The 26,303-nt window shown below is 74.5% G+C and carries 33 protein-coding genes and 1 tRNA gene; 27 read left to right on the top strand and 7 right to left on the bottom strand.

What is annotated here, in order from left to right; all coding sequences use genetic code 11:
• Window positions 1-15: 15 nt before the first annotated feature.
• The 6 genes from EV384_RS05410 (at window position 16) to EV384_RS05385 (ending at window position 2,763) form a co-directional block, all read left to right on the top strand.
• Window positions 16-699, top strand: coding sequence for a FadR/GntR family transcriptional regulator (locus tag EV384_RS05410; protein WP_130330700.1), 684 nt, complete (start codon window positions 16-18; stop codon window positions 697-699).
• 39 nt (window positions 700-738) lie between these two features.
• Window positions 739-1,200 (top strand): large conductance mechanosensitive channel protein MscL, encoded by a 462-nt coding sequence (gene mscL / locus EV384_RS05405; protein ID WP_130330698.1) that lies wholly within the window; start codon window positions 739-741, stop codon window positions 1,198-1,200.
• Window positions 1,201-1,280: 80 nt separating this feature from the next.
• Window positions 1,281-1,529, top strand: a complete 249-nt coding sequence (locus tag EV384_RS05400; protein ID WP_130330696.1) for a hypothetical protein — start codon at window positions 1,281-1,283, stop codon at window positions 1,527-1,529.
• A 29-nt stretch (window positions 1,530-1,558) separates the two neighbouring features.
• On the top strand, window positions 1,559-1,933 hold the full coding sequence (locus EV384_RS05395) for a hypothetical protein (RefSeq protein WP_130330694.1): 375 nt from the start codon (window positions 1,559-1,561) through the stop codon (window positions 1,931-1,933).
• Window positions 1,934-2,015: 82 nt separating this feature from the next.
• The gene (locus EV384_RS05390) at window positions 2,016-2,291 is read left to right on the top strand and encodes a hypothetical protein (protein WP_130330692.1); all 276 of its coding nucleotides are present in this window, start codon (window positions 2,016-2,018) and stop codon (window positions 2,289-2,291) included.
• A 94-nt stretch (window positions 2,292-2,385) separates the two neighbouring features.
• Complete coding sequence (locus tag EV384_RS05385) at window positions 2,386-2,763, top strand: hypothetical protein (RefSeq protein WP_207232240.1); 378 nt, start codon at window positions 2,386-2,388, stop codon at window positions 2,761-2,763.
• A 10-nt stretch (window positions 2,764-2,773) separates the two neighbouring features.
• Here EV384_RS05385 and EV384_RS05380 read toward each other — a convergent pair whose 3' ends face one another.
• Window positions 2,774-4,015, bottom strand: a complete 1,242-nt coding sequence (locus EV384_RS05380) for a benzoate/H(+) symporter BenE family transporter (protein ID WP_242623950.1) — start codon at window positions 4,013-4,015, stop codon at window positions 2,774-2,776.
• A 45-nt stretch (window positions 4,016-4,060) separates the two neighbouring features.
• Here EV384_RS05380 and EV384_RS05375 point away from each other — a divergent pair, with 45 nt between their 5' ends.
• Window positions 4,061-4,609, top strand: coding sequence for a helix-turn-helix domain-containing protein (locus EV384_RS05375; protein ID WP_130330688.1), 549 nt, complete (start codon window positions 4,061-4,063; stop codon window positions 4,607-4,609).
• 4 nt (window positions 4,610-4,613) lie between these two features.
• Here EV384_RS05375 and EV384_RS05370 read toward each other — a convergent pair whose 3' ends face one another.
• Complete coding sequence (locus EV384_RS05370) at window positions 4,614-5,636, bottom strand: helix-turn-helix transcriptional regulator (protein WP_130330686.1); 1,023 nt, start codon at window positions 5,634-5,636, stop codon at window positions 4,614-4,616.
• Window positions 5,637-5,699: 63 nt separating this feature from the next.
• Here EV384_RS05370 and EV384_RS05365 point away from each other — a divergent pair, with 63 nt between their 5' ends.
• The 3 genes from EV384_RS05365 to EV384_RS05355 are packed head-to-tail and all read left to right on the top strand — an operon-like array spanning window position 5,700 to window position 8,462.
• Complete coding sequence (locus tag EV384_RS05365; protein ID WP_130330684.1) at window positions 5,700-6,419, top strand: PP2C family protein-serine/threonine phosphatase; 720 nt, start codon at window positions 5,700-5,702, stop codon at window positions 6,417-6,419.
• 58 nt (window positions 6,420-6,477) lie between these two features.
• On the top strand, window positions 6,478-7,674 hold the full coding sequence (locus tag EV384_RS05360) for a GNAT family N-acetyltransferase (protein WP_130330682.1): 1,197 nt from the start codon (window positions 6,478-6,480) through the stop codon (window positions 7,672-7,674).
• Between the two features lie 38 nt (window positions 7,675-7,712).
• Window positions 7,713-8,462 (top strand): ZIP family metal transporter, encoded by a 750-nt coding sequence (locus tag EV384_RS05355; RefSeq protein ID WP_130330680.1) that lies wholly within the window; start codon window positions 7,713-7,715, stop codon window positions 8,460-8,462.
• Window positions 8,463-8,730: 268 nt separating this feature from the next.
• On the opposite strand, the gene EV384_RS05345 is transcribed toward EV384_RS05355, so the two are convergent.
• The 3 genes from EV384_RS05345 to EV384_RS05335 all read right to left on the bottom strand — a co-directional run bounded on the left by EV384_RS05345 (window position 8,731) and on the right by EV384_RS05335 (window position 10,785).
• Entirely contained in the window at window positions 8,731-9,813 is a 1,083-nt protein-coding gene (locus EV384_RS05345; protein ID WP_130330678.1) for an NAD-dependent epimerase/dehydratase family protein, read from the bottom strand.
• Between the two features lie 44 nt (window positions 9,814-9,857).
• Window positions 9,858-10,151 carry a hypothetical protein gene (locus tag EV384_RS05340; RefSeq protein ID WP_242623949.1) on the bottom strand — a complete coding sequence of 98 codons (294 nt, stop codon included), beginning with the start codon at window positions 10,149-10,151 and terminating at the stop codon, window positions 9,858-9,860.
• Window positions 10,152-10,296: 145 nt separating this feature from the next.
• Window positions 10,297-10,785: an anthrone oxygenase family protein gene (locus EV384_RS05335; protein WP_130330674.1), complete on the bottom strand. Its 489-nt coding sequence runs from the start codon at window positions 10,783-10,785 to the stop codon at window positions 10,297-10,299.
• A gap of 148 nt (window positions 10,786-10,933) precedes the next feature.
• On the opposite strand from EV384_RS05335, the gene EV384_RS05330 reads away from it, so the two are divergent.
• Window positions 10,934-11,005: transfer RNA gene (locus EV384_RS05330), tRNA-Lys, on the top strand.
• Window positions 11,006-11,132: 127 nt separating this feature from the next.
• On the opposite strand, the gene EV384_RS05320 is transcribed toward EV384_RS05330, so the two are convergent.
• Entirely contained in the window at window positions 11,133-12,281 is a 1,149-nt protein-coding gene (locus tag EV384_RS05320; protein ID WP_242623948.1) for a low temperature requirement protein A, read from the bottom strand.
• A 340-nt stretch (window positions 12,282-12,621) separates the two neighbouring features.
• On the opposite strand from EV384_RS05320, the gene EV384_RS05315 reads away from it, so the two are divergent.
• From EV384_RS05315 to EV384_RS05300, 4 genes are all read left to right on the top strand, one after another.
• A complete protein-coding gene (locus EV384_RS05315) occupies window positions 12,622-13,797 on the top strand; it encodes a low temperature requirement protein A (protein ID WP_165439877.1) in 1,176 nt (391 codons plus the stop codon).
• A 213-nt stretch (window positions 13,798-14,010) separates the two neighbouring features.
• Complete coding sequence (locus EV384_RS05310; RefSeq protein WP_130330668.1) at window positions 14,011-14,298, top strand: DUF1905 domain-containing protein; 288 nt, start codon at window positions 14,011-14,013, stop codon at window positions 14,296-14,298.
• Between the two features lie 218 nt (window positions 14,299-14,516).
• Window positions 14,517-15,017, top strand: coding sequence for a hypothetical protein (locus EV384_RS05305; protein WP_130330666.1), 501 nt, complete (start codon window positions 14,517-14,519; stop codon window positions 15,015-15,017).
• 119 nt (window positions 15,018-15,136) lie between these two features.
• Complete coding sequence (locus tag EV384_RS05300; RefSeq protein ID WP_130330664.1) at window positions 15,137-15,766, top strand: phosphatase PAP2 family protein; 630 nt, start codon at window positions 15,137-15,139, stop codon at window positions 15,764-15,766.
• 71 nt (window positions 15,767-15,837) lie between these two features.
• Here EV384_RS05300 and EV384_RS05295 read toward each other — a convergent pair whose 3' ends face one another.
• Window positions 15,838-16,629, bottom strand: coding sequence for a prepilin peptidase (locus tag EV384_RS05295; RefSeq protein WP_130330662.1), 792 nt, complete (start codon window positions 16,627-16,629; stop codon window positions 15,838-15,840).
• Window positions 16,630-17,232: 603 nt separating this feature from the next.
• Between EV384_RS05295 and EV384_RS05290 the strand changes: the two genes are divergently transcribed.
• From EV384_RS05290 to EV384_RS05235, 12 genes are read left to right on the top strand one after another with little or no spacing between them, the layout of a single operon-like run.
• Entirely contained in the window at window positions 17,233-17,799 is a 567-nt protein-coding gene (locus tag EV384_RS05290; protein WP_130330660.1) for a hypothetical protein, read from the top strand.
• Entirely contained in the window at window positions 17,793-18,755 is a 963-nt protein-coding gene (locus EV384_RS05285; RefSeq protein ID WP_130330658.1) for a hypothetical protein, read from the top strand. The genes EV384_RS05290 and EV384_RS05285 overlap by 7 nt, the downstream gene beginning before the upstream one ends.
• Window positions 18,752-19,408, top strand: a complete 657-nt coding sequence (locus tag EV384_RS05280) for an SAF domain-containing protein (protein ID WP_130330656.1) — start codon at window positions 18,752-18,754, stop codon at window positions 19,406-19,408. The genes EV384_RS05285 and EV384_RS05280 overlap by 4 nt, the downstream gene beginning before the upstream one ends.
• The gene (locus EV384_RS05275; RefSeq protein ID WP_130330654.1) at window positions 19,408-20,235 is read left to right on the top strand and encodes a CpaE/TadZ family protein; all 828 of its coding nucleotides are present in this window, start codon (window positions 19,408-19,410) and stop codon (window positions 20,233-20,235) included. The genes EV384_RS05280 and EV384_RS05275 overlap by 1 nt, the downstream gene beginning before the upstream one ends.
• Window positions 20,225-21,772 (top strand): TadA family conjugal transfer-associated ATPase, encoded by a 1,548-nt coding sequence (locus EV384_RS05270; RefSeq protein WP_130330652.1) that lies wholly within the window; start codon window positions 20,225-20,227, stop codon window positions 21,770-21,772. The genes EV384_RS05275 and EV384_RS05270 overlap by 11 nt, the downstream gene beginning before the upstream one ends.
• On the top strand, window positions 21,724-22,668 hold the full coding sequence (locus tag EV384_RS05265) for a type II secretion system F family protein (protein WP_207232557.1): 945 nt from the start codon (window positions 21,724-21,726) through the stop codon (window positions 22,666-22,668). The genes EV384_RS05270 and EV384_RS05265 overlap by 49 nt, the downstream gene beginning before the upstream one ends.
• Window positions 22,669-22,723: 55 nt before the next feature.
• A complete protein-coding gene (locus EV384_RS05260) occupies window positions 22,724-23,584 on the top strand; it encodes a type II secretion system F family protein (RefSeq protein ID WP_165440146.1) in 861 nt (286 codons plus the stop codon).
• Window positions 23,585-23,607: 23 nt separating this feature from the next.
• Window positions 23,608-23,808 carry a hypothetical protein gene (locus tag EV384_RS05255; RefSeq protein ID WP_130330646.1) on the top strand — a complete coding sequence of 67 codons (201 nt, stop codon included), beginning with the start codon at window positions 23,608-23,610 and terminating at the stop codon, window positions 23,806-23,808.
• A complete protein-coding gene (locus tag EV384_RS05250) occupies window positions 23,808-24,296 on the top strand; it encodes a TadE/TadG family type IV pilus assembly protein (protein ID WP_130330644.1) in 489 nt (162 codons plus the stop codon). Before EV384_RS05255 ends, EV384_RS05250 begins: the two co-directional genes overlap by 1 nt.
• 5 nt (window positions 24,297-24,301) lie before the next feature.
• The gene (locus tag EV384_RS05245; protein ID WP_130330642.1) at window positions 24,302-24,760 is read left to right on the top strand and encodes a TadE/TadG family type IV pilus assembly protein; all 459 of its coding nucleotides are present in this window, start codon (window positions 24,302-24,304) and stop codon (window positions 24,758-24,760) included.
• Window positions 24,757-25,188, top strand: coding sequence for a hypothetical protein (locus tag EV384_RS05240; protein ID WP_130330640.1), 432 nt, complete (start codon window positions 24,757-24,759; stop codon window positions 25,186-25,188). Before EV384_RS05245 ends, EV384_RS05240 begins: the two co-directional genes overlap by 4 nt.
• A gap of 14 nt (window positions 25,189-25,202) precedes the next feature.
• The gene (locus EV384_RS05235) at window positions 25,203-26,231 is read left to right on the top strand and encodes a LysM peptidoglycan-binding domain-containing protein (RefSeq protein ID WP_130330638.1); all 1,029 of its coding nucleotides are present in this window, start codon (window positions 25,203-25,205) and stop codon (window positions 26,229-26,231) included.
• Window positions 26,232-26,303: the final 72 nt, after the last annotated feature.

Genomic DNA, 26,303 nt, shown 5'->3' with positions numbered 1-26,303 from the left:
CAGCAGGTGTAACCGGTGACACCGTCGGTCGATTCCGTCGTCGTGCCGCCGCGCGGCCAGCGGGTGCGGGAGACCATCGCGCAGCTCCGGGAGCGCATCCTCGGCGGCGAGTGGCCGGTGGGCGGCCGGATCCCGACCGAGCCGCAGCTGGTCGCCGCGCTCGGGGTGGGGCGGAACACGGTCCGCGAGGCCGTTCGCGCCCTGGTCCACGCCGGCGTGCTGGAGTGCCGTCAGGGCTCCGGGACGTACGTGGTGTCGACCGACGAGCTGGCCCCGGTGGTGGCCCGACGACTCACCGACGACCGGATGGCCGAGGTGGTCGAGGTGCGCCGCGCCTTCGAGGTGGAGGCGGCCCGGCTCGCCGCGCTGCGGCGTACGCCGGAGGACCTGGCGGCGCTCGACGCCGCGCTCGCCACCCGGGAGGCCGCGTGGCGCTCCGGCCGGGTGGACGAGTTCGTCGAGGCCGACGCGGCGCTGCACACCGTGGTGGTCGCCGCCGCGCACAACGCCATGCTCGCCGAGCTGTACGCCTCGGTCGGCGCCGCGCTGCGCAGCACCGTCGCGCAGGCCATGGGCGGTGCGCTGGAGCCCGAGCGGTACGTCGACCACGGTCGACTCGTGGCCGCCATCCGGGACGGGGATCCGGCGCGCGCGGCGATCGAGGCCGGCGCTTTTCTGGAGTCACCCTCGGGGGCATAGGTTGTCCGGGACCCAGAATCGGACAGCACGGGAGTACGGATGCTCAAGGGCTTCAAAGACTTCATCATGCGCGGAAACGTCGTCGACCTGGCAGTCGGCATCGTCATCGGCGCCGCGTTCACCGGCGTGGTCACATCGTTCACGAACTCGTTCCTGAAGCCAATCATCAAACTCATGGGCGGGGGCAAGGATCAGTTCGCCGGCACTTGGAGAATCGGTGACGGAAACTTCGTCACCTGGGCCGACTTCCTCAACGCACTGATCACCTTCCTACTCACCGCCGCGGTGCTGTACTTCCTGGTGGTCTACCCGATGAACCGGCTGGCCGAGCGCCGTCGGCGTGGCGAGGAGCCGCCGCCGAAGGCGCCGAGCGAGGAGATCAAGCTGCTCACCGAGATCCGGGACGCCCTGGTCGCGGGCGGTCACGCCACGCCCGGGCAGCAGCGCGGGGCGCTGGACGACGTGCTGGGGCGACGGAACGGGCCGCCGGTCGCCCGCTGACGTACCGCATGCACACCGGCCCCTGTGGGAATCCCGCAGGGGCCGTCCCATGTCGTACAGGTGTTCGATAGAGTCCCGCCATGGAACAGCGCAGGCACTGGTGGAACGGGAAGTGGGGGCGGCTGGCCCGGCGGGACGTCTTCCTCCGGGTGGACGGCGACCGCTGGCACGTCGAGCAGCGGGCCGGCGGCGCCGAGGGGGTCTCCCAGTTCTACGAGTACGCCAGCGTCGAGGAGGCCGAGGAGACCGTCCGGGCGCTGCTGGAGGGGCCGGACGGCTGGCGCGAGCTCTCCCCCCGCCCGCCGAGCGGCTGGACCCCGTCCGTTTAGCGCAGGCGCGGCCCGGGAACCGCGCCTGAATGAACCAGCAGGGTACGCAGCAGCAGGCCACCATCTCCCGGGTCACCACCGGCATGCGGGTGGTCGACTCGACCGGCGTCGAGGTCGGCACGGTGGATCTCGTCCAACGCGGCGACCCGACCGCGGTGACCGTCCAGGCGCCCACCGCCGACCCGGGCAGCAGCCTCGACGAGCTGATCGAGTCGGCGGCGGTGGAGGAGCCGGACGTGCCCGCCGACCTGGCCGCCCGGCTGCTCCGCAGCGGTTACCTGAAGGTCTCCACCGAGCTGGCCCGGACGGGCGCGGTCTACGTGCTCGCCGACCGGATCGCCACCGTCACCGACGACCAGGTACGCCTCGACGTCCCCGCCACGGAGCTGCCCGCGGAGGAGTGAGGCGGGCCGGCGCAACCTCCGCGGGCACGCTACGGAGCTGATGTGGTCGATGAATCACCGCGAATCCCCTACCGTGGGCGGGATGTGGATGGTGATCGGAGAGCAGCGCGGCACGCCGGCGGGTCCCGAGGAGCGGACGGCCCAGTTCACCCACATGGCCGAGGTGACCCGGCAGAGTCCCGGCTTCGTCCGGGGCTGGTGGGGCGCGGACGACGACGACCCGGCGGTCACCCACGTCCTCGTCATCCTCGACACCCGAGAGAACGCCCGGGCGTTGCGCCGGATGGTCGAGGAGAACGTCACCGGGGTCCGCCTGCGGACCGCAGCGGTCGGCGTCGAGGCGGCCGCCACGTCCTGACCCGGCCGGAACGGGGCGGGCCCCGGTCGCGTCACACCGGGGAGCGCCGCATCCGGCGGCGGGGCGAATGGGGACCCGGATGAGGAGAACAGCCGTGTCGCTGACCGTGGCGCTGGCCCTGTCGGCGCTGGCGGGTTGCGACGCCGGGAAGCCGGCGACCGGGGCCGACGGCACTCCCTCGGCGTCGCCGACCGGGGGCACGGCCCTGCCGTACGCGTCCCGGGTGCTGCCATACCGGCTCTACACCCACTGCGGCATCGACGAGGCCCGGATCGACGGGCACTGGTACGAGGCGGTCGATCCGCTCTCTGACGGCAACGGCAACCCGCCGCCCGGGTGGGGCAACCCGTTCCAGGCCGGCGAGGTGCACCTCGTCTCGCCCACCGAGGCGGAGTTCCGCGACCCGGCCGGGCACGTCGTACGCCTCCGGCTGCGCGCCGGCGCCACCGCCCCGAAGCGGATCTGCTCCTGACCGCCCGCGCTCACCGGGCCGGCCCGACCCGCTCCACCTCCGGGGCGTCGGCCGCACCGGGCTCGGGTCGGGGGTCGGAGACGGCCCGGCGGCGGCGGAACAGCAGCAGCATCAGCCAGCCGGCGACCAGCCCCCAGAACGCGCCGCCCACCCCGAGCAGGCTGACCCCGGAGGCGGTCACCACGAACGTCACCACGGCCGCCTCCCGTGCCTCCGGTGCGGTGACGGCGGCGGAGACCGCGCCGGCCAGCGCGCCGAGCAGCGCGAGCCCGGCCACCGCCTCCACCAGGATCGGCGGCGAGAGCAGCACCAGGGCGGTGGCCACGCCGGCTCCCAGGCCGAGCAGCGCCAGGCCGATCCCGGCGGTGACCGAGGCGATCCAGCGGCGGTCCGGATCCGGATGGGCGTCCGGGCCGGCGGCCAGCGCGGCGGTGATCGCGGCGAGGTTCACCGCGTGGCCGCCGGCCGGCGCGCCGAGCGCGCTGGCCAGGCCGGTCACCCGAAGGGCGGAGCCGAGCGGCGCCCGGTAGCCGTAGCCGGCGAGCACCGCCATCCCGGGGACGTTCTGCGCGGCCATGGTGACCAGGAAGAGCGGCAGCGCGAGGCCGACCACCGCCGGGAGCGTCCAGGCCGGCGTGGTCACCTCGACGGTGGGTGCCAGGTGCGGCCGGCCGGTCCCGGCGGCGGGGGCGGTGAACGCGATGGCCACCGCCGCCACCGCCAGTGCGGCCGGCACCGCCCAGCGGCGGGCGAACCGGTGCAGGACGAGCCAGGTGAGCACCACCGGACCGGCCAGCCGGGGCACCTCCACCAGCGCCCGCACCGGCGCGGTGCAGAGCGGCAGGAGCACCCCGGCGAGCATCGCGCTGGCGATCGGGCCCGGGATCGCGGCGACCGCCCGGCCGAGCGCGGGGATCAGCCCGGCCGCCGCGATCAGGAGGCCGGCGACCAGGAACGCGCCGACCGCCGCCGGCCAGCCGCCGGGCACCGGGCCGGTCGCGACCAGCAGCGCTGCGCCCGGGGTGGACCAGGCGACAGCCATCGGCAGTCGGTGCCGGAGCCCGAGCCAGACCGCGCAGAGGCCGGCGGCCACGCAGAGCACCAGCAGCCCGGAGGCGGCCTGCGCGTCGTCGGCGCCGACCGCCCGCAGCCCGGCGAGGACCACGGTGAACGAACTGGCGAAGCCGACCAGGGCCGTCACGACGCCGGCCAGCACCGGTTGCAGTCGGCCCGCCACCCGCTCCCCCTCCACCGGCCGTTCCGTTTACGGAACGGCGACGTGTAGCACCATAGCGGCATGGCGTCGCCCCCACCAGCTCGTGATCCCGCACCCGGCGCGGTCGGCCTGCGGGTCCGCGCCCTGCGCGAGGAGCGGGGGATGTCGCTCTCCACCCTGGCCCGGCGGGCCGGCGTCGGGAAGGCCACCCTCTCCGGCCTGGAGAACGGCACCCGCAACCCGACCCTGGAGACCCTGTACGCGGTCACCGCGCAGCTCGGCGTGCCGCTCACCGCCGTGCTCTCCGGGCCCACCGAGACGCCGACCGTACGCGGCGCGGCGGTGAGCGCCACCCTGCTGGAGGTCTTCACCGACAGCGACGCGACGTACGAGCTGTACCGGATGCGAGTCGCGCCCGGCCCGGGCCAGCTCTCCCCCGCCCACCAGGCCGGGGTCACCGAGCACGTCACCGTCTTCGCCGGCATGCTGCGCGCCGGGCCGGTGGACGCCCCGCTGACCGCGACGGCCGGCGGGCACCTGCGCTGGGCCTCCGACGTGCCGCACAGCTACGCCGCCGTCGGCGACGAGGAGGTGTGGGCGAGCCTGCTGCTGCGCTACCCGCGTGGCTGACCGGTCAGCCGCGCGGCGCGGCCATCGGCAGCCGGTGTCGTACGGCCCAGAGCGCCGCCTCCGTCCGCGACGCCGAGCCGGTCTTGCGGAGCAGGTTCGAGACGTGCACGGTGACCGTCCGCACCGAGATGCCGAGCGCCCGGGCGGCCTGCTTGTTGGACATCCCGGCGACCAGGCAGCCGAGCACCTCGATCTCCCGACCGGTCAGCTCGGCGTCCGGCGGCGCCGCCGGCCGCGGCACCAGGTGCTCCGGCAGCGGCTCGTGGACCAGGCCGTCCGGCCCGGACCCGGCGTGCGCGGCGAGCAGCTCGGTCAGCACGTACGGGTTGCCGCCGGTGCGCCGCCAGACCGCGGCCGCCACCGCCTCGGCGGGGCGCGTCCCGTCGTACACCTGGGTCAGCACCTCGGCCACCTCGGCGGCGGTGAGGGGCGCGAGGTGCTGGCGCACGGCGCCGCGTACCCCGCAGAGGCGGGCCAGCGCGCGGACCGTGAGGTCCGGCGCCACCGCGTCGGCCGGCGGGCGGCTCGCCACCACCAGCAGGGCCGGCAGCTCCGGGGCGGCGGCCAGCTCGCCGAGCAGGTTGAGGCTGGCCGGGTCGAGGGCGTGCAGGTCCTCCACCACCAGCACCGCCGGGCCGGCCCCGACCAGCAGCCGGACCGTGCGGACGGCGAGCCGGAGCAGCGTGCCCGGGGCGTACCGCTCGCGCGGCGCGGTGGGCTGCTGGGCGAGCCAGGCCAGCGCGTCCGGCGGCAGGTCCAGGCCGCTGGTGTCCCGGCCGCTGAGCACGGCCGCCAACCAGTCGTACGGGGCGGGGCCGTGCACCCGCGCGGCACCGGTGAGGACCACCGCCGGCCGCGGGGTGAAGCCCTCCAGGGCGGCCGCGACCAGCAGGCTCTTGCCCACTCCGGCGGCCCCGGTGATCACCGTGACGGTGGGCGCCGGCCGGTGGCCGGAGGCCACGGCGGCCCAGGCCCGGTCGAGCTCGGCCAGCTCGCCGGCGCGCCCGACCATGGACACCGGCATCATTTCTCACACCCTACGCAGTAGTGCGTAGAGACGGCGGCAGGGTCTTCTTGGCAAGCTTGACCCATGACGCTCATCCTCCGCTCGGCCATCCTCAACGACGTCGGCCTCGTCCGGACCAACAACGAGGACTCCGCCCTCGCCGGTGACCGCCTGGTGGCGGTGGCCGACGGCATGGGCGGGCTCCCCGCCGGCGAGGTGGCGAGCGAGATCGTCATCCGGATCCTGGACGAGCTGACCCCGCCGACCGTCCCCGACGAGGCCGCCGACGCGCTGCGGGCCGTGGTGAGCACCGCCAACCAGCGGATCCGGGCCGCCATCACGGTGGACCCGGCCCGCGACGGCATGGGCACCACGCTGACCGCCGCCCTGCTCGCCGGGGACACCCTGGTCCTCGCCCAGGTCGGCGACTCCCGCTGCTACCTGCTGCGGGACGGGGAGCTGACCCAGCTCACCCGGGACGACACCTTCGTCCAGGCGCTGGTCGACCAGGGCGCCCTCGCCCCCGACCAGGCCCGGCACCACCCGCAGCGGTCCCTGGTCACCCGGGCCGTGCAGGGCTCGGACGCGCCCCCGGCGATCGGGGTGCTCACCGTCTTCCCCGGCGACCGGCTGCTGCTCTGCAGCGACGGCCTCTCCGACTACGTCGAGGACCCGGCGATCGCCGCGGCGCTCGGCACCTACGGCGACCGCCAGCAGTGCGGCGAGCAGCTGGTCAAGCTCGCCCACCAGGCCGGCGCGCCGGACAACGTCACCGTGGTCGTCTCCGACGTCGCCGACGCCTGACCGTTCCCCGGACGGCGAAAGCGGTTGCGCCGGCCACCGGCCCGCGTTGGGATGAGGAGTGATCATCCGTCGGTTGGCCGCCGAGGGACGCCTGGCCACCAGCTTCCCGCTCCAGGCGTACGCCTTCGAGGCGTCGCCGCTGGCCGCGTCCCGGGTGGCGGAGTTCCGCGACTACCTCCCCTACAACGCCGGCAATCGGACGCTGGTCGCCGACGAGGACGGCACGGCGGTCGCCGCCGCCTCGGCGATCCCGATGCGGCAGAACCTCCGGGGCGCCGTCCTGCCGATGGCCGGCGTCGCGGGGGTGGCGACGCACCCCCTGGCCCGCCGGCGCGGCCACGTCCGGGCGCTGCTGCACCAGCTCCTCGACGAGATGCGCGACGAGGGGCATCCGCTCACCGCGCTGTACCCGTTCCGGGCGTCGTTCTACGAGCGCTTCGGCTACGTCGGGCTGCCCCGGGCCCGTACCGCGACGTTCTCCCCGGCCGACCTCGGGCCGCTGCTCCGCGCCGAGCTGCCCGGCGAGGTGGTCTGGGAGCGGGTCGGGGCGGCCTACCCGACCTGGCGCGCGTTCACCGAGCGCTGCCTGCACGAGCGGCACGGCTTCGCGGTCTTCCCCGACTTCCGGGCCGTCGGGCTGCGCGACCGGGACGACCGCTGGCTGCTCACCGCCGTGGTCGACGGCAGCACGGTCGGCGCGGTGACCTACCGGATCGACGACCACGGTGGCGAGCTGCTCGCCGACGACCTGCTCGCCACCGACCCGTACGCCCGGGCGCTGCTGCTGCAGTTCTTCGCCCGGCACGTCGACCAGGTCGAGCGGGTCCGGGTCCAGCTCCCCGCCGACGAGCTGCCCGAGCTGTGGCTCACCGACCTGGCCGTGCACGTCGAGGCGCGGGTGTCCCGGCCCGGGTCGCCCGCGCCGATGGCCCGCCTGCTCTCCCTGGACGCGCTGACCGGCCTGCCGACCGGAGCCGGCCGGGTCCGGGTCGACCTGGTCGGCGACCGATGGCTGGCCGGGTCGCACCTGCTCGACGGCGCCACCGGTCGGCTGGAGCTGCGGCCCGTCGGCTCCGCCGGGGGCGCCGTCCCGGCCGCGACGCTCACCGCCGCCGGGCTCTCCGCCCTCGCGTACGGGGTGCTCGACCCGGCCGAGGTCGACATCCGGGACCTCGGTGACGTGCCGGCGGACGCGGCGGCCGAGCTGCGCCGCATCTTCCCCCGGCAGGTGCCGTACCTCTTCGCCGACTTCTGACGGTTCCACCGCGGCGCCGTCAGGGTACGGTCCTGCGAATGCCGGAGTGGTTGCAAGCGGGGTTGTGGGGTCTGCTGGCCGGTTCGGCCCTGCTGATCGGGGCGGTCGCCGGGTTCTTCGCCCGGGTGCCCCGGAAGGTCATCGCGTCGGTCATGGCGTTCGGCGCCGGGGTGCTGCTCAGCGCGGTCTCGTTCGAGCTGATCGCCGAGGCGCACGAGCAGGGTGGCCTGCTGGCCACCGTGGTCGGCGCGGCGGCCGGCGCGCTGGCGTACACCGGAGCGAACGTCCTGCTGGCCCGGCGCGGGGCCCGGCACCGCAAGCGCTCCGGCGACGTGCAGCCCTCCGAACAGGAGCAGCCCGGCTCGGGTACGGCCATCGCGGTCGGCGCGCTGCTGGACGGCGTACCGGAGTCGGTGGTGATCGGCGCGAGCCTGCTCACCGGCGGCCCGGTCAGCCTGGTCACCGTGATCGCGGTCTTCCTGAGCAACGTGCCGGAGGGCCTGTCCAGCGCCGCCGGCATGCGCCTGGCGGGCCGTTCCCGGCGGTACGTCTTCCTGCTCTGGACGGCGATCGCCCTGGTCAGCGGGGCGGCGGCGCTGGCCGGCTACACGCTGCTCGGCGGCGCTCGGCCGGAGGTGCTGGCGACCATCACCGCGCTGGCGGGTGGCGCGATCCTCGCGATGATCACCGACACCATGGTCCCCGAGGCGTTCGAGGACGCTCACCTCCTGGTTGGCCTGATCACCGTCCTCGGCTTCCTGACCGCCTTCGCCCTCTCCCACACCTGACCCCGGGGTCCGGACCTGACCTCGCGACTCCCGCTTCGCCGACAACCGGTGTGACCGGACCGGGCAGGACCTGGGCGGCGCGGCGCTGCGGGTGCTCAGCCAGTACGAGAACCAGCGGCAACGGCGCCAACCCGGCGCGGCCGGCACCCCGGGCGGCGGCAGCGGATCGAGAACTCGACCCTGCGCCGCAACCCCAGCGACGGCTTCGAGGCGAAGGGCCACCCCGGCATCTTCTTCCTCGGCGCCCGCCTGTCCTGACCCCGCGGCCTCAGTAGGGGTTGCCGTGGCCCGGGGTGCGGGCCTTGCGGAGGCCGCCGGGGCGGCCGGGGAGGTCCGGATCCGCCGACATGGGCGGGGCGGCGGTGTGCGCGGTCCCCGCCATGCCGGCGAAGAGCTCCTTGAGCGCGGTCAGGGCGTCCATCCTCGGCGTCCAGCCCAGCTCGGTCTCGGCACGGTGGCTGGACATCAGCGGCGCGTTCAAACCCAGCTCCACCCAGCCGGCGTCGACGGGTTGCAGCCGTGCCCACCAGGTCAGCGCCGCCGCGACCCGCAGCACCGGCGCGGCGACCGGCACCGTCCAGCCGTGGAAGTGCCGGGCCACCAGCTCCGGGGTCAGCACCGGGTCCGCGGCGACGTTGAAGGCGCCGCGCGCCTCACCCAGCAGAGCCTTCGCGTACGCGTCGGCGACGTCGTCGGCGTGCACCGCCTGCATCCGCAGCCGGCGGTTGGTCGGGACCAGCGGGATCCGGCCGTACCGCAGGAGGCGGACGGGCGCCAACGGCCCGAGGAAGTAGCGGGTGATCTCGGTGCCGGCGTCCCGCTGGAAGGTCAGCCCCGGGCGCAACCGGACCACCCGCAGCTCCGGGTGCTCCCGCTCGACCGTGTCCAGCAGCGCCTCCACCTCGGCCTTGTCCCGGCTGTACGACGACCCGGGCACCCCGGTCGCCGGCCAGCGCTCGCTGACCGGGTGGTCCTTCGGGCCCGGCGCGTACGTGCCGACCGAGGAGGCGTACACCAGGGCGGGAACGCCGGCCCGGACGACCGCGTCGATGACGGCGCGGCTGCCGCCGACGTTGGTCCGGTGCAGGGTGCGCTGGTCGTGGCTGGGCTGGATCTGCCAGGCCAGGTGCACCACCGCTCCCGCCCCGGCGAAGATCGCCGCGAGCTGCTCAGTGGCGCCGGGCGCCCCGACGTCGCAGGAGTGCCACTCCACCCGGTCGTACGGCTCACCGACGTCGAGCCCCGGCAGTCGGCGGGCCACCCCGGCCAGCTCCAGCCCGGACTCCTGACGCAGCCGGCGCAGCAAGGCCGTCCCGACGTTGCCGCTGGCCCCGGCGATCACGATCCGCATACCGGCTGCCGTACCCGCTGAACCGGACTCCAACCCCGGGCCGGTCACGGCCGGGGCGAGTGGCGTACCCAGCTCTTCTCCTGCCGCCGGCGCCCCTGCATGGCGGCCAGGCAACGCGGGCAGATGAACCCGACCGGGTCGGCCTCGGTGAGCACGTCGGTCGAGGCGTAGTCGAACGGCACGTGCGGGAAGCGACGCAGCCGGGTACGACTGAGCGGCAGCCCGCAGACCGTCTGGTTCTGCCCCGGCAGCCAGGCGTGCACCTCGCCGCCGGGCTGCCGTACGCCGTCCACGCCGACCACCTCGCTCGACGCGGCCACCGCGGGCGTGCTGCTCATCCTCACGCCGGACACCGTTCCCCCGGTGGGCCGCCCCATGCTCCCTTTCACCAGATCGCCGACCTGGCGGTCTCCCGGCGGGTCGGACACCCCCACCTGGCCGACCTGGTGTGGATCACCCTTGGCGGGTGGCAGCCGGGGCGGCTCAGGCGCGGCGGGTCAGCAGGGCGCCGATCAGGCAGGCGAAGGCGGCCACGTTGGTGACGGTGCGGGCCAGGTTCCACCGCACCCAGGTCACCTCGAAGCGCTCGCGGACCGCCGCGAGGTCGGCGATCCGGTCCACCGGCCCGGCCGCGTCCAACTGGTCGTTGAGCGGCACGTTGCAGCGCATGGTGATCATCAGCGTGGCCAGGTAGAACGCCAGCGCCGCACCGGCCCAGGCCAACACCCGGCCGCCGACCGTGAGGTGCAGCGCGACCGCGAGGGCGGGCAGCAGCACCGCCCCGAGGAAGGCGGCCAGGAACCAGCCATTCAGGATCCGCCGGTTGATCCACTGCATGGTGCCGACGAAGCTCCGGTCGTCGGTCCCGGCCAGACCCGGCATCACCGAGCACGAGTACGCGAAGAAGAGTCCCGCCATCAGCCCGGTCGCCAGCGTCGCCCCGGCCAGCACGGCCGTACGCAGCAATGTCATGGCCCCAGCCTGGTCGGCCACGGCGCTGCGGGCCATCGTCGAGCGGCTCGCCCGCATGCGCGGGCGTCTCGGCGTCGGGTGTCGGACATCGACGGGCGGCGGGAAGCCGGAAGGCTCGCGCGAGCGGGTTCCGGTAGCCTGAGCGGGCGGGCCGCTAGCTCAATGGCAGAGCTGTGGACTTTTAATCCATAGGTTCAGGGTTCGAGTCCCTGGCGGCCCACTCCACACCGCCCCCGAGGTCTCAAGGGTAGATCCGCAGGTTGGCGTGCCGCAACGCCTTCTGCACGTCCTGTGGCTCGAAGCCGTTGCTCATCAGCGTGGTGGCAAAGAAGTGCCGCAGGCACCTGTCACGATGGTCCGCCTGGTGGCGAGGGCGGCGCGGATGGGCGCCGCCGGGCGCGGGTCGTGTCGGCGACCGCGACTGCGGTGAGGACTGCGGTTGCGGCGAGGGCGGCCATCAGCGGCGGTACGAGGAGCATCACCGGGGCCATGGCGGCCAGCACGAGCAGTCCGATCGGCCGATCCCGGGACACCCGGCCGAACACGGCGTACTCGAAGTGGGCACGTCCGGCCAGGAACAGCGCGGGTCCGCCGAGGATGACGGCGATCCAGCCCGGTGGGGTGTGTCCGAGCGGATGGGTGATGACGAATTTGTCGCCGACGGAGGTGACGACGATGCCGGCCACCATGACCATGTGGGCGTATGTCGCCGAGAGGGTGAGGCGGAGTGGGTCGGGGGATGCTTCGATGGCCGCGGCCAGTACCTCCCCGGCGCGGTAGATGTAGATCCGCCAGATCAGTACGGTGGTGGCGATCGAGACCACGAACGCTGCGGTCTGGTCCGCCGCGAAGTCGCTGCGACCGAGGGTCAACGCGGTGACCAGGATCAACTCGCCGAGTGCGATGATGAAGAACTGGCGGTAGCGCTCGGCCAGGTGCTCGGGCACGACCTGCCACTCCGACCTGGGCGAGCGGCCCAGCCCCGGCGTGGGCCAGCCGAGTGCGAATCCCGCGTAGTCCACGGCCACCGCCAGCGCCCACAGCACCCCACGCGCCGTACCGTGCGCGATCGCCCCCGCGATCCACGGCACTGCGGACACACCGAACCAGAACAGCGACCGTCCGATTCTGCGCTTCAGTTCGCGGCCCCGCAGGGCGAGCAGGAGGAAGAAGCCGCGGCCGATCTGGATGGCGACGTACGCGCCTGCGAAGATCAGGCCCCGCTTGCCGAACGCCTGGGGCGCCGCGGCGGCCATCACCAGACTGCCGCCCAAGGTCGCGAGGACCAGCAGCTGTATCGCCGGCCGCTGCGGGTCGTACCTGTCGGTTACCGCCGCCGTGATGGACCAGACCCACCACATGGCCAGCAGCAGCACCAGCGTCTGGAAGGCGCCGCGCCAGCTGAGATCATCGGCCAGCCCTTGGGAGAGCTGGGTGAGCGCGACGACAAACGCCAGGTCGAAGAACAGTTCCAGGAACGTCGCCCGCTGTGGCACCTCCGGTCTCCGCAGGAGCTCGCCCGCCTCACCCGCCATCCGCTCGCCCGTTCTGTCGGCTCCGCGCCAGCATTAAGGCAGTCGTACCACGCCATCGCGCCCCAGATGGCGACAAGAGCAAGGCGCCGGTCGGTGCGCTCGTAGCCGCTGTTGTCAAGCCTGCGCTCGAGCTGATAATCCGGCCGCCGGCCGGACTTGCCGATCCGGGGACGGGCCACCCCGGCGGCACCGATAATCCTCGAGGATGCAGCGCCGGGGGCCGTACGCCCGGCGGCCGGCGTGCAACGCGGCCCCGGCGTCGCCCGCGCGACCGGGTGTGACGGGCGGCGGGAGGCCGGGCATGACGACCGGAGACAGCACCGAGCTGGTGCGCCGGCCGAACGGGTCGACCCGGGCGACCCTGCTGGAGCTGCTCTTCGACGTCGTCTTCGTGGCCGCCCTGGCGCTGACCTCGATGCTGATCGCCGAGCGGGACTCGTGGGCCGGCGTCGGGCCGGTCGTGCTCATGCTGATGGCCATCTGGTGGACCTGGTCGATCACCTCGACCACCACCGACTTCTACGACCCCGACCAGCGTCCGATCCAGGTCATCCTGATGGTGACCATGCTCGGTGCCGTGTTGATGGCAGCGGCGCTGGCCTCCGACGCGCACGCGCTGATCTTCGCCGCCGGATACGTGACCCCGCACGTGGTGCGGGGTCTGGTGCTGGTGAGCGTGTTGCACCAGCACCGGCATCCGGCCGAGGAGCGTGCGGCGCGCTTCCTTGTCTGGTTCCTGGTCTCCGGCGTCTTCTGGGTCGTCGGGGCGCTGCTGCCGGACGCGCCGCGATGGACGCTCTGGACCGTCGCGGTGGCGATCGACTACGTCGCGGCTGCGGCGCGCTACCCCACACCCCGGCTCGGCCGGGTACCGGTCGGACAGTACGAGAAGACGACCGAGCACCTGGGCGAGCGGTACCAGCAGTTCGTCATCCTGGCGCTCGGCGACATCATCCTGGTACCGGCCCTGGAGATCAACGCCGCGGACTTCACCCGCGCACGGCTGGCCGCCTTCCTGGCCGCCTTCGTCACCATGCTGCTGCTCTGGCAGATCTACGTCCTGGGGGCCGGTTCCATCGTGCGGATGTCGTCGGCGCAGCTGCTCCGGCGGGCGACACGGCTGGCACCGTACACCCACCTGGTGATGTTGGCCGGCATCGTCTGCACCGCCGCCGGTTTCGACCTGGTCATCGACCGGTCCACCGGCGACACACCGGCGCGCTGGACCGCCCTGATCCTCGGCGGGCCCGCGCTGTTCCTGCTCGGGCGCACCCTGTTCACCTACCGGATCGCCGGCATGCTCCCGTGGCACCGGGTGCTCTGGCTGCTGGTGCTGGCGGCTGCGGCACCGTTGGTGGGCGGCTGGCCCCCGGTGCTGGTCACCACCCTCGTCGTGCTGGTGTTGGCCGGGGTGGTGGTCGGGGACGCCATGGGCGGGCGGTTGACCCGGGCCATGCTGCGGGGGCGCCCCGGCTGACCGCGGAGGTGGGCGGCGAGACGCTGGCAGCAGCGCCGACGCCCGTGTCGGTGTTGCTCGTGGCCAGCGAGCTGCGCGAGCTTGAAGACCGGCGGGTCCCTCTTCGGCAGCCGGTGCACGTAGGTTTCCAGGGTGTTGGCGTGCCTCAGCGCCTGCTGTACGTCCTGTGGCTCGACGCCGTTGCGGGAAACCCGAGGTGGGCGGGGTGATCGGATGAACCTGGAGTTCACCGGCGAGATGTGGTTCTGGAAAGGCCCGGCGCCGTGGCATTTCATCACGGTTCCGGAAGAGGAGTGCGGTGAACTGGCCGCGATGTCCGCGTTGGTGACCTACGGCTGGGGCATGGTTCCGGTCCGGGCGCAGATCGGGGGGACCGGGTGGGAGACGTCGCTGTTTCCGAAAGACGGGCGGTACATCGTGCCGGTGCGGGCGTCGGTGCGGAAGGCCGAAGGGCTTGAGGTGGGAGACATGGTGACGGTCCGCCTGGCCGTCGACATCTGACCAGCCGACGCCGGCATCGGCGCACCAGGGCTGACCAGCTCGACCGGCGGCTGAACCCGGCCGGCGACAGGGACGGTCAGTGGCGGATGCCGACGCCGCGCCTGATGTGCAGCACCCTGCGCGACACCGCTGACCCGCCGTGTCGTGTCCTTGATCCGGCTGCGCGCCCCGTTCACCTGATAGGACGGTGGTGCCACCGAGCGTCGAGGAGGTATCGCATGACCAGCAAGCGCGAGACCGTGGAGGTGGATCCGGTCGTGTTCCGCGCCGTCTACGACTCGCCCGCCTCGCTGCCGGGCCGGCACCGCTGGACGACGCCGGAGCCGGACGTACGCCGGCTGGAGAAGCTGCTCGGGATGCCGGCGCGCACTATCGGCGCGCCGCTCTGGGTCAGCGGCGACGAGCCGGACTGCCCGAAGTGCGGCCGGCGGGCCAACTGGTACGACATCGTCGCGTCGGCGCTGCACGGCGTGCACGACCGGGCGATGATCGCCCGGGTGATCCTCGGCGAGCGCAAGTACGTCAACACCGAGGTGCCGGACGCGATCCCCGGGGTGTACTGCGCCGACTGCCGCACCCCCATCGAGGGGCTGCGCAGCTTCAAGTGCCACAACTGGGCGTACGCCTTCGAGGCGCTGGAGGCGGTGGTCGAGCGGATGTCCGGGCTGACCGCCCAGCCGGGCCAGCGCCAGCCCGCCGAGCCTGCTGCCACCGACTGAGCGGAACCCCTGGACGAAGGTCAGGTGAAGGGCCGGACCTTCGCGCACTGCGTGCCCACCCGTCGATTCCTACTGTGCCGTGGAGGTGAACGGAGTATGAACATTTGGTGAGGTGATTCATGACTGACACCGTTATGACCGATGTTCCCGACATCAGCGTCGAGTGGTACCGCGACATCGTCGACTTCGCCGACGGCACGCCCCAGCCGGTCCACTGGTTCGCCAACCACTTCACCGAGGGGGCGGTCCTGCTGCTCGGCGTACTGCTGCTGCTCGCCGCGGCGACCCGGCTGCTCGGCGGTGACATCCGGGGGCGGGCGCTCGCCCTCGCCGCCCCGGTGTCGGTGCTCATGGCGTACGGCGGCAGCGAGGGGCTCAAGGACCTGGTCGCCGAGGACCGCCCCTGCCGCAGCCCGGCCGACCTGGTGATCGTGGCCGCCCACTGCCCGCCGGCGGGCGACTGGTCCTTCCCGAGCAACCACGCCACCATCGCCGGCGCACTGGCCGCCGCAACCCTGCTGCTGCACCGGCGGATCGGGCTGGTCGCCGCCCCGCTGGCGCTGCTCGCCGCGCTCTCCCGCACGTTCATCGGCGTGCACTACCCGCACGACGTGGCCGCCGGCCTGCTCCTCGGTGCCCTGTTCGGCACCCTGTTCACCCCGCTCGCGGCCCGCCCACTCGCCGAGGCCCTGCACTGGCGCGTCCGCCGCGCGGCCCGCCGCCCCCTGACCCACCCCGCCCGCCGCTGACGCCGCACCCCGCCGCCGCCTCGTTCATCACGGACGAACCGGGCACCACAACTCCTTGATCGAACGGGCGGTCAGGGGGTGAGGAGGAGCGTCAGGGGGGTGGCGATGATCAGGAACGGGCCGAAGGGGAGGTGGCTGGACCAGCGGACCCGGCGAGTCGCCAGCAGGGTGAGGGCGACCAGCGCGGAGAGGGCGAAGGCGAGCACCAGCCCGGCCAGCAGGACCGGCCAGCCGTACCAGCCGAGCAGCGCCCCCACGCTCAGCGCCAGCTTGGCGTCGCCGAGCCCGAACCCGCGCCGACCCAGCAGCAGGGTGGTCGCCGCGAACCCGAGCGCGAGGCCCGACCCGGCGAGCGTGGCGCGCAGCCATGGCGCCGGTCCGGGCCCGGTCAGCGCGGCCAGCCCGAGCAGCGCCCAGGTGCCGGCCGCCGCCGGGTAGCTGAGCCGGTCGGGCAGCCGGTGCACGGCCGCGTCGACCAGGGCCAGCGGCACCGCCCAGGCCAGCCACCAGGCCGTCGCGGCCAGCTCGGCGACCGAACCGCCGGCCAGCGCGAGCACCGCCAGCGCCGCGACCAGGGCCAGCTCGACCGCGCCCGGCGCCGCCCCGACCCGCGCACGGCAGCCCGGGCAGCGGGCCGCCGGCCCGAGCGCCGGCACCGGCCGGTCCAGGCCGATCGGCGCGCCGCAGCCGTCGCACCCGGTCCGGTCCGCGGACCCCGGCGGTACGGCGTACCGGGCCACCGCCAGCCGCAGCGGCGGTACGACCGCCAGGGCGGCCAGCAGGCGTACGGCCGGACGGGCGCTCGGCGCGGAAGCCTCCCCGGTGGCCGCCCGGTCGGCGGTCCGGAGCCCTCGACCGGTCATCGCGGGCCCCGCCGGACGGTCGCGGTGTGTTCCACTTCGGAGCACGGAGAGTGAAATTCTGCCGATCGGCGAGTGGCGGATGGCGCGGAAAGTGGCGTGCCGGTCGAGCGGACCCGGGTTGACGGCAGCGCCCGGCCGGCGACCGGCGCGACCCCTTCGACGGCCCGAAGGGCGGCGGGACGGATCGGACCAGAGGCACCGATGCCACCCAATCCACCGGCCGGCCGCCCGCCCGCCGGCCACCCGACCGCCGGACCGGTCGGTCCGTGCCGACCGACGGCCGCCGCCGGACCGGGCCGTCGCGTCACCCTCCGGACACCCACCCGTCATCACCACCCGTCATCACTGAGCGTGATCAAATGAATTGCCTCTGTTGCATCGGCGAGCGTCAGCCTATGCTCGCCCCTTGGGTACGACGCAACCCCCAAGCAATTGGCGTCGGAGGCCGACCGGAGACATCAGGTTTCGAATTTGTAAAAGATCCGTACAGATAAATGCAGCGGCAGCGACTTCAGGCCCGGCAGAGCACATCCGGGCGCGCTTCCGCCTGCCCGGAGCACGCCCGCCAGGCGGCTCCGGGCCGCCACCGAGGAGGGCCCGGCGTTGCGTACACGGCAATCCCGCCGATGGACATCCTGCCTGCTCAGCCTTGCCGTGCTGGGTACGAGCGCCGGCTGCGGCGCCGACCGGGAGACGGCGACCCGCCCCCCGGCGGACCACGACGCCACCCCGGTCGCCCATTCGGACGCCGCCGACGAGGCGGCGGGAAAGGCGGCCCTCGCCGCCTATTCCGGCTATCTCGAGGCGTCCCGGGCGGCGAGTGCGCACAGCGATCCGACGCATCCGGCATTGGCCCGATTCGTGGCGGATCCGCTGCTGACCCGGGTACGACTGGCAATTCGTGAGGCGAAGGAGCACGGCGCGATGCGTACCGGCACACTCGTTTCCAATCCCACCGTCGTTTCGGTCAGCCTGGCCGCCGACCCACCCACGGTGGAGATCCAGGACTGCCTGGACGCGACCGGCTACCGGCTGGTCTACGCCAAGGACCGGCGGGTGGTGCCGGGCTCCGGCGGGGGCCGCTACCTGGCGACCGCCACCGCGACCCGCTACCCCGACGGCCGGTGGCTGGTCAACCTCGGCGCCGCGCACCAGGACCAGCCGTGCTGACCTGGGGAGGAGGGGGCGTCCCGGCCCGGCCGATCGAGGCCGGGACCCCCCGCCGGCTGCTCGCCGCAGCCGGGCTGACGCTGCTGCTGGCGCTGACCGGCGCGCCCGCCTCCGCCGCCGGGCCCGGCGATCCGGGCGCCGAATGCCCGCCCGGGCAGACCGACTGCAACGTCTGGGACGACGACCCCGGCGTGCCGGGTGGGCCGGGCGGGCCGGGCGGCGGCGGGGACACCGGCGGTGGCGGCTCCGGCGGCACGGCGAAGTGCCGGTGGAACGGCCGGGTGATCCCCTGCTACGACGACATCCTGGGCTGGTTCAACACCGGCGACGGCTGCTACTACAAGGTCGCCGAGCCGCAGCCCCCCGCCCCCGACGGCAAGCAGTGGTACGTCCAGACCTGCAACGGCGGCGACCTCGGCGCGCAGACCGTGGTGCTGCGGGACGGCCCGCCGCCCGGCTACGGCGCCCCGCCGGACCCGGAGGAGCTGGCCCGGCGGGCGCTCGCCTCGATCTCGCTGCTCCCGCCCCGGATCGCGGTCGCTCCCCGGCGCAGCAAGGGGCCGGGCCTGGTCGGGCTGCCGGTCTGGATGTGGGCCGGCGGCGGCGCCAGCTACTTCGGCCCGCTGAGCGCGTCCGCCTCCGACCGCGGGCTCACCGTCCGCCTCACGGCCAGGGTGGACCGGATCGTCTGGAACATGGGCGACGGCACCCGGGTCACCTGCACCAGGCCGGGCACCCCCTACCAGGCGGACGGTCCCCGGGCCGGCCTGACCTCCCCGGACTGCGGCTACGACCAGGGCTACCGCCGGGCCGACACCTACCAGGTCAGCGCCACCACGTACTGGACGGTGCACTGGGAGGCGGGCGACGGCGACCCGAGCGGCGACATCCCCCAGCAGCGGAACAGCGGCACGGTCCCGGTGGAAATCGACGAACTTCAGGTGGTGACGCGGTGAGTCTGGTGACGCGGAACGGGACCCCGGTGGACGCCCCGGTGGCGCCCCCCAAGGTGGTCCGGCAGCGGCGGGTACGGCCCGGCCTGCTCGGCCTGGCGGTCCTGCTGATCGCCCTCGGCGGGCTGGGCGCGGCCTTCGCGGTCACCTCGGTCCGGGCGACCGGCAGCTACCTGGCGGTGGCCCGGCCGGTCGAGGTGGGCCGGCAGCTCAGCGCCGCCGACCTGGTCGCGGTGCAGGTCTCCGGTGGCCAGGGCCTGGCGCCGGTGCCGGCCCGCCGGCTGAACGAGGTGGTGGGCCTGCGGGCCGCCGTGTCGCTGACCCCCGGCACCCTGTTGACCCGGGCCCAGCTCACCGACGACCCGCTGCTCGGCCCCGGCCAGCAGCAGATCGCGCTCGGCCTGGAGCCGAGCCAGGTGCCGGCCCGCAAGCTGCACCCCGGGGACAAGGTGCTCCTGGTCAGCACCCCGGACTCCAACGCCGAGGGTCCGGCGCGCAGCGGCGGCACCCGGTTCGAGGCCACCGTGATCGACACCGCCACCCCGGAGAACGACGACGTGGTGGTCTACCTGGCCCTCGCCGTACGCGACGTGCCCGCCGTGGTGGTGCTGGCCGCCGACGACCGGATCGCGGTCGTGCTCACCGAGGCGGCCTGATGGCGATCATCGCCCTGGTCTCGGCGAAGGGGTCGCCCGGCGTCACCACCTCGGCCCTCGCCGCCGCGCTGAGCTGGCACCGGCGGCTCGTGCTGGCGGAGTGCGACCCGGCGGGCGGCTCGATCCTCGCCGGCTACCTCGGCGGGGCGCTCGACGGCCCCCGGGGCATCGGCGAACTCGCCGTCGGGGAGCTGCGCGACGGCAACCTGGACACCGCCTTCTGGTCCCAGCTGGTCGACCTGGACGCGCCGAAGCGGGAGCGGCTGCTGCTGCCCGGCGTGGTCGACCCGGCCCAGGCCGGCAGCGTCACCCCGCTGTGGCAGCGGTTCGCCGACTCCTTCGCCGGGCTGGAGAAGGGCCTGCCCCCGTACGACGTGCTGGTCGACTGTGGACGGCTCCAGGTCGCCGGTCCACCGTGGCCGGTGCTCCGGGCCGCCGCGGTGGTGCTGCTGGTCACCCGGGCCCAGCTGCCCGACCTCTCCGCCACCCGGGCCACCATCCGCGCCGTCGAGCGGGACCTCGCCGAGCACCGGGTGCCGCCGGGCACCCTGCGCCTGCTGGTGGTCGGGGACGGGCATGGCACCAGCGAGATCAGCAAGGCGCTGCGGCTGCCGGTGATCGCCCGCCTGCCACACGACCCGCGTACCGCGGAGGTGCTCAGCCTCGGCGGCACCGTACGCGCCGGACGGCCGTTGATGCGCGCGGCCGGCGCGCTGGAGGTACCGATCCGGGCGCTGCTGGAACGTCGACGGGCCCGGCTGGCCTGGCCGGTCACCCAGGGGGCGCCGCAGGCGCCGGTCCCGCAGGAGGCCCACGGTGCGGTTTGAGCCGGTCTCCCACGACCCGCGCGGGCAGCAGCCGGGGGCCACCTCCACGGCACCGCCGCTCCCCCCGCCGAACGGTCGGCACCACCACCCCGCGCCGCCCCCGGTCGCGGTCGGCCCGCCACACCGGGTGGCGCCGCCGCCCCGCCCCCGGGTCGACTTCGCGGTGGTCCGCGAGCTGCGCCGGGAGCTGAGCGAACGGCTCACCCTCTGGCAGCGCGGCCGGGAGTTCGACGCGGACGCCGAGGAGGTCGAGCGCGCCCGGCTCGCCGTCGCGGTGGTCTCCGCGTACGCCGACTCGGTGCGCCGGGCCGGCACCCCGATGCCGGCCGACGCCGAACGGCTCCTGCTCGACCAGGTGACCGCCGAGCTGGTCGGTCTCGGCCGGCTCCAGACGCTGCTGGTCGACGACACGATCGAGGAGGTGCACATCCTCGGCTGCGACCAGGTGCGGATCACCCGGCACGGCGGCGGGGTGGACTGGGTCGAGCCGATCGCCGACAGCGACGACGAGCTGGTGGAGATCCTCCAGGCGGCGGCCCGCCGGGCCGGCGCGACCGAGCGTTCCCTGTCGACCTCGAAGCCGACGCTCGACCTGCAACTGCCCGACGGCAGCCGGCTCGCCGCGGTCTTCCTGGTCAGCCACCGCCCGTACGCGGTGATCCGCAAGCACAACACGCTGGACGTCAGCCTGGAGGAGATCGCCGGCAGCCGGCCCGACCTGGACGAGATGATCGATCCACTGCTGCGCGACTTCCTCCGCGCCTCGATGCGGGCCGGGCTGAACATCATGGTCGCCGGGCTGGCCGGGGCCGGGAAGACCACCGTCATCCGGGCGCTGATGGACGAGATTCCGGCCGACGAGCCGTACGTGCTGCTGGAGGAGAGCCGGGAGCTGCTGCCGGCCCGCCGGGGGCAGAAGCACCGGGCGGTGATGAGCTTCGAGTCCCGGGAGGGGCACGGCGAGCGCGGCCTGGACGGGCGGCCGGCCGGCGAGGTGAGCATCGCCGACCTGATCCCGGTCTCGCTGCGGATGGGCGTGCTGCGGATCATCGTCGGCGAGGTCCGGTCCCGGGAGATCGTGCCGATGCTCCAGGCGATGACCACCAGCCGCGGGTCGATGTGCACCATCCACGCCCGTACGCCGGCCGGGGTGAGCGAGCGGATCATCGAGCTGGCGCTGGCCCACGGCCGGGAGATGACGGTCGACCAGGCCCGCCGGATGGCCGGCAACGCGCTGGACCTGATCGTCTACGTCACCGTCGAGGACGAGACCGCGATCGGCGGCCGCAAGCACCGGTTCGTCTCCCACGTGGAGGAGGTGATCGGGGTGAGCGAGGGCAACCGGATCACCACCACCTCGGTCTTCGGACCGGGCCCGGACGGCCGGGCGGTCCCCCGTCACCTGCCCGAGCGGATCCGCGACCAGCTCCTGCGGGTGGGCTACGACGCCCGGCTGCTGACCCGCTTCATCGAGGCCGGCACCGGAGCCTGGCGGCGCCACCGGCACACCCGACTCGACCGGCGGTCGACCTCATGACGACTCTCCAGCTGATCGCGCTGGTCTCCGGGGCGGCGTGCGTAGCCGGTCTGGTGCTGGCCGTGGTCGCCCTGGTCGGCACCACCCGACCAGCCGGGACGACACCCGGCGCGGGCCGGGGGCTGCGTCGACTCTGGACGGGTTCCGGGGCGAGCCGGCGGGAGCAGCGCAACCACCAGCTGCTCTTCGGCGGCGCGGTGCTGGCCGGCGCGCTTGCCTTCCTGTCCACCGGGCTGCCGGTGGTGGGTCTGCTGGTGGCCCTGGCGGTGCCCGGCGTGCCGTGGCTCTTCGCGGTCGGTCGGGCCGAGCAGCGGGCCATCGCCCGGATCGAGGCGGTCGGCGAATGGACCCGCCGGCTCAAGGACATCTCCGGCACCGGGCAGGGCCTCCAGCAGGCCATCATCGGCACCATCGCCACGGCGCCCGACGAGATCCAGGAGGAGGTACGCGCCCTCGCCGCCCGGCTCCAGGCCGGCTGGCTGGCCCGGGCCGCCCTGCTCGCCTTCGCCGACGAGATCGGCGACCCGGTCTGCGACCAGGTGGTGGCCGCGCTGATCCTGCACCTGACCGACCGTGGCGAGCGCCTCGGTGACGTGCTCGGCTCGATCGCCTCGGCCGCCTCCGCCGAGGTGGCCACCCGGCGGGAGATCGAGGCGAAGCGCACCCAGCCCCGGTTCGCGGTCCGCTTCCTCACCGGGATGACCCTGGCCACCCTCGCGTACGGGCTGGTCAACCGCGAGTACGTGCAGCCGTACGGGACGGTGGTCGGCCAGCTGGTGATGGCGGTGCTCGGCACCGCGTTCGTCGGGTTGCTGGTCTGGGTGCGCTCAATGAGCCAGCCGCCCCGCCCGGCGCGCTTCCTGCCCGCCCCCGACCTGGAGCAGGCGATCGCGTGAACGCGAGGAGTGAGCTTGCGAGCCCCGCAGTCGCGAACGAAAGGCGGCTCCCATGATTCTGAACTGGCAGCTCACCATCGCCGTGGTCGGCGGGGCGGTCGTCGGCCTCGGCCTCTTCCTCGTGGTACGCGAGGCGCTGCCGGCCACCCCGGCGCTCGGCCCGGCGCTGCGCCGGCTGCACCAGCCGCCCGGCCAGGCCCCGGTGGCCGGCAGCGGGCCGCACTGGTTGGGCGGATTCTCCCGCTGGCTGCGTCCGCCGCACCGGCAGCTCGCGCTGATCGACCGGACGCCCGAGCAGTACGCCCTGTCGGTGCTGCTCTCCGCGCTGGTCGGCTTCGCCACCCCGGCACTGGCGTCGGCCGCGCTCTTCGCGGGCGGGGTGTCGGTCCCGGTGGTCGTACCGGTGCTGGGCAGCCTGGGGATGGCGCTGGTCGCCGGCCTGCTCGCGCACCGCGCGGTGCTGACGAAGGCGGACGCCGCGCGGGACGAGTTCCGCCAGGCGGTCTGCACCTACCTCGACCTGGTGGCGTTGCAGCTCTCCGCCGCGCACGGCCCGGTACAGTCGCTGGAGCGGGCGGCGGCGGTCTGCGACGGCTGGGTCTTCGACCGGATCCGCGAGTCGCTGCGGATCGCCCAGTTGCAGATGCACTCGCCCTGGGACGAGCTCCAGGAGCTGGCCGACCGGATCGGCATCCCGGAGCTCGGCGACGTCGGCGCGATCATGCGCTCCTCGGGCAGCGAGGGGGCGCAGGTGCACGAGACCCTGCGCAGCCGGGCCGACTCGCTGCGCGACCAGATCCGCACCGACAACCTGGCCCGGGCCGAGGGGGTGACCAGCCGGCTGGACATCCCCGGCTCGCTGCTGGTCTTCGTCCTGCTCGGCTTCGCCGTCTATCCGTTCCTCGCCCGCCTGTGAACCGAACCGAGAAGGAGAACGCCATGTACTTCTACACCTGTCTGCATGCCGCGGTGGCGACCCGGCTGGCCGAGCTGCGCCGCGACACCGAGCGGGGCGACAGCCCGGTGCCGACCGCCGTGATCATCTTCGGGCTGGTCGCGGTCGCCATGGCGGTCACCGCGCTCGCCCTGACCAAGGCGAACAACTGGATGAACGCCATCCCGAACAACACCGCGCCGTGATGGACCGCCCCGCTCGTACGGACCGGAGCCGGTCGGCAGCCGCCGATCGGCCCGCCGGCCCCCGCGGACCGGGGCGGCTCTGCGACGCCATCCGGCGGCGGCTCGCCGAGGGCGGGGCGGACCGGGGCGCGAACCCGGTGGAGCTGGCGGTGCTGATGCCGGTGATCCTGGTGCTGCTCTTCGCCTCGATCCAGCTCGCCGTCTGGTTCGTCGCCCGCTCCACCGCGCTGAACGCGGCGCAGAGCGGAGTGAACGCCCAACGGGTCGTCCAGGCGCCGCCCGGCGCCGGGGAGGCCCGGGCCACCCGTTTCCTGCGGGCGGCCGGTGACTGGCTGGTCGGCTGGGAGGCCGCCGGCCCGACCTGCGTCGCCGGCGCCACCGAGGTCACCTGCACGGTCAGCGGCCGGTCCCTGTCGGTCATCCCGGGGGTCAGCTTCCCGGTCCGGCAGACCGCCCACGGCACCATCGAACGCTGGACGACGGGGTGAGGCGGATGGTCGACCGGCCCGATCGGGGTTCCGTCTCGATCGAGGTGGCGGTGCTCGCCCCGGCCTTCATCGCGCTGATGGTGCTGGCCGGGGTGGCGGGCCGGACCGCGGTCGCCGACGAGGCGGTGGAGTCGGCCGCGCACGACGCCGCCCGGGCCGCCTCGATCGCCCGGGACGCCCGCACAGGCCGGGCCGCCGCCGTCGAGGCGGCCCGGCGACAGCTCGACTGGCGGGGCCTGAACTGCTCGGGCGAGCCGGCGCTGTCGCTCAGCGGCTCGGTGGGAAGGACGCGGACCACCTTCGAGCGGGCGTACCGCAGCGCGCCGGGCGTGCCGGCGACCGTCACGGTCACGGTGAGCTGCACCGTCTCCTTCGCCGACCTGCGCGCCCCCGGGGTGCCGGGCGGCAAGGCCGTCGCCGCCACCTTCACCTCGCCGCTGGACACCTACCGGAGCCGCCGATGACCGGGTGGACGGTCCGGGAGAGCGGCCGGGTCAGCCTCTTCCTCGCCGCTGCGATGACCGGCGTGCTCGTCATCATCGGGCTCGCCTACGACGGGGCCGGGCAGTTGCGCTCGTTGCAGCGCGCGGACGACCTCGCCGCGGAGGCGGCCCGCAGCGGCGGCCAGATGATCGACCGGGCGCGGGCGATCGAGGGCGGCCCGAAGGAGATCGACGAGGCGAGCGCCCGGACCGCCGTCGCGGACTACCTCGCCGCCGCGCGCGGCGTGCGCGGCCACGAGGTCAGCTTCCCGGTGGTCGACGGCGAGAAGCAGATCCAGGTACGCGTCCGCATCACCTACCGCCGGGACCTGCTCGGCCTGTTCGGCTTCGACAACACCGTCACCGTCACCGGTGAGGCCACCGCGCGGGCGCTCACCGGGGCGCCGTAGGAAGGAAGGCAGCCATGGCCGCACCGCAACGGTCCGCCGTACGGCGGACCGGCCAGGTCCTCACCGGGCTCGGCTCCCTCGTCGTGCTCTGCGCGGTGCTGGCCGGCGCGCCGATCGCGCTGCTCGCCTTCGCCGGTAACCCGCTCCCCGACCACCTGCCCACCCTCGCCGAGATCGGTACGACGCTGACCAGCCGGGACGACGGGCAGCTCTTCCTGCGGGCGCTGGCGGTGGTCGGCTGGTTCGGCTGGGCGACGTTCGCCTTCTCCGTCCTGCTGGAGCTGGGGGCGCAGACGCTGCACCGGCCGGCGCCCCGGCTGCCCGGGATGCGCCGGCAGCAGCGGGCGGCCGCAGCGCTGGTCGGCTCGGTGGCGCTGATCCTCGCCGCGACCCCGGTCGCCGCGAGCGCCGCCACCCTGGCCGCCCCGCCGGTCGCCACCGCGTCGGCCTTCCCGACCGCGTCGACGGCCGCCAGCTCGGCCGCGCCGACCACGTCCGCCACCGGCGGGCTGCTGCCGGGGCGGGCCGCGCCGCCGGTGTACCGGGTGGCGAAGGGCGACTACCTGGGCGAGGTGGCCGAACGCTACCTCGACGACTTCGACCGCTACCGGGAGGTTGCCCGGCTCAACCGGCTCGCCGATCCGGACCGGATCCGCGCCGGTCAGCTGCTGAAACTGCCCGCCAGCGCGGTCGACGAGGGCGCCCGTACGCACGCCACCGGCCGCCTGGTGGTCCGTCCGGCGACGCCCACCCGCCCCGCCCCGGCCTCCCGTACGCCGACCGCTCCGCAGCCGTCCGACGTGACGCCGCAGCAACCCGCGCCGGATGTCGACGGGCCGGTGGGACAGCCGCCCGCGATGGCCGCCGGTGCGTCCCGGGCGATCACCGACGAGGGCATCAACCGGCCGCTGGCGATCTCGGCGGTGCTGGCGGTGGCGAGCATCGTCGGCGCGCAGATCGGCGCGGTGCTCGGCCTGCGGCGGCGGCCGGTGGTCCGGACCGCCGGGCGGGCGCTCTCCAGCGGCCGGCACCGCAAGGACTGACCGACCGGGCCGACCGGGCCCGACCGCCGCCGGTCCGGCGCTCGCGGGCAGGCGGGCGTTCCGGCGACCGGC

Origin of the sequence: Micromonospora kangleipakensis (assembly GCF_004217615.1) — a bacterium.
Taxonomy (GTDB): domain Bacteria; phylum Actinomycetota; class Actinomycetes; order Mycobacteriales; family Micromonosporaceae; genus Micromonospora; species Micromonospora kangleipakensis.
This window is presented reverse-complemented; position numbering and strand designations above follow the sequence as displayed.

Bases quoted from the DNA above. Each gene is read 5' to 3' on its own strand.
- mscL (WP_130330698.1), top strand. From the start codon at position 739: ATGCTCAAGGGCTTCAAAGACTTCATCATGCGCGGAAACGTCGTCGAC.
- EV384_RS05400 (WP_130330696.1), top strand. From the start codon at position 1,281: ATGGAACAGCGCAGGCACTGGTGGAACGGGAAGTGGGGGCGGCTGGCC.
- EV384_RS05395 (WP_130330694.1), top strand. From the start codon at position 1,559: ATGAACCAGCAGGGTACGCAGCAGCAGGCCACCATCTCCCGGGTCACC.
- EV384_RS05390 (WP_130330692.1), top strand. From the start codon at position 2,016: ATGTGGATGGTGATCGGAGAGCAGCGCGGCACGCCGGCGGGTCCCGAG.
- EV384_RS05375 (WP_130330688.1), top strand. From the start codon at position 4,061: ATGGCGTCGCCCCCACCAGCTCGTGATCCCGCACCCGGCGCGGTCGGC.
- EV384_RS05370 (WP_130330686.1), bottom strand. From the start codon at position 5,636: ATGATGCCGGTGTCCATGGTCGGGCGCGCCGGCGAGCTGGCCGAGCTC.
- EV384_RS05365 (WP_130330684.1), top strand. From the start codon at position 5,700: ATGACGCTCATCCTCCGCTCGGCCATCCTCAACGACGTCGGCCTCGTC.
- EV384_RS05355 (WP_130330680.1), top strand. From the start codon at position 7,713: ATGCCGGAGTGGTTGCAAGCGGGGTTGTGGGGTCTGCTGGCCGGTTCG.
- EV384_RS05345 (WP_130330678.1), bottom strand. From the start codon at position 9,813: ATGCGGATCGTGATCGCCGGGGCCAGCGGCAACGTCGGGACGGCCTTG.
- EV384_RS05340 (WP_242623949.1), bottom strand. From the start codon at position 10,151: ATGAGCAGCACGCCCGCGGTGGCCGCGTCGAGCGAGGTGGTCGGCGTG.
- EV384_RS05335 (WP_130330674.1), bottom strand. From the start codon at position 10,785: ATGACATTGCTGCGTACGGCCGTGCTGGCCGGGGCGACGCTGGCGACC.
- EV384_RS05315 (WP_165439877.1), top strand. From the start codon at position 12,622: ATGACGACCGGAGACAGCACCGAGCTGGTGCGCCGGCCGAACGGGTCG.
- EV384_RS05310 (WP_130330668.1), top strand. From the start codon at position 14,011: ATGAACCTGGAGTTCACCGGCGAGATGTGGTTCTGGAAAGGCCCGGCG.
- EV384_RS05305 (WP_130330666.1), top strand. From the start codon at position 14,517: ATGACCAGCAAGCGCGAGACCGTGGAGGTGGATCCGGTCGTGTTCCGC.
- EV384_RS05300 (WP_130330664.1), top strand. From the start codon at position 15,137: ATGACTGACACCGTTATGACCGATGTTCCCGACATCAGCGTCGAGTGG.
- EV384_RS05295 (WP_130330662.1), bottom strand. From the start codon at position 16,629: ATGACCGGTCGAGGGCTCCGGACCGCCGACCGGGCGGCCACCGGGGAG.
- EV384_RS05275 (WP_130330654.1), top strand. From the start codon at position 19,408: ATGGCGATCATCGCCCTGGTCTCGGCGAAGGGGTCGCCCGGCGTCACC.
- EV384_RS05255 (WP_130330646.1), top strand. From the start codon at position 23,608: ATGTACTTCTACACCTGTCTGCATGCCGCGGTGGCGACCCGGCTGGCC.
- EV384_RS05250 (WP_130330644.1), top strand. From the start codon at position 23,808: ATGGACCGCCCCGCTCGTACGGACCGGAGCCGGTCGGCAGCCGCCGAT.
- EV384_RS05245 (WP_130330642.1), top strand. From the start codon at position 24,302: ATGGTCGACCGGCCCGATCGGGGTTCCGTCTCGATCGAGGTGGCGGTG.
- EV384_RS05240 (WP_130330640.1), top strand. From the start codon at position 24,757: ATGACCGGGTGGACGGTCCGGGAGAGCGGCCGGGTCAGCCTCTTCCTC.
- EV384_RS05235 (WP_130330638.1), top strand. From the start codon at position 25,203: ATGGCCGCACCGCAACGGTCCGCCGTACGGCGGACCGGCCAGGTCCTC.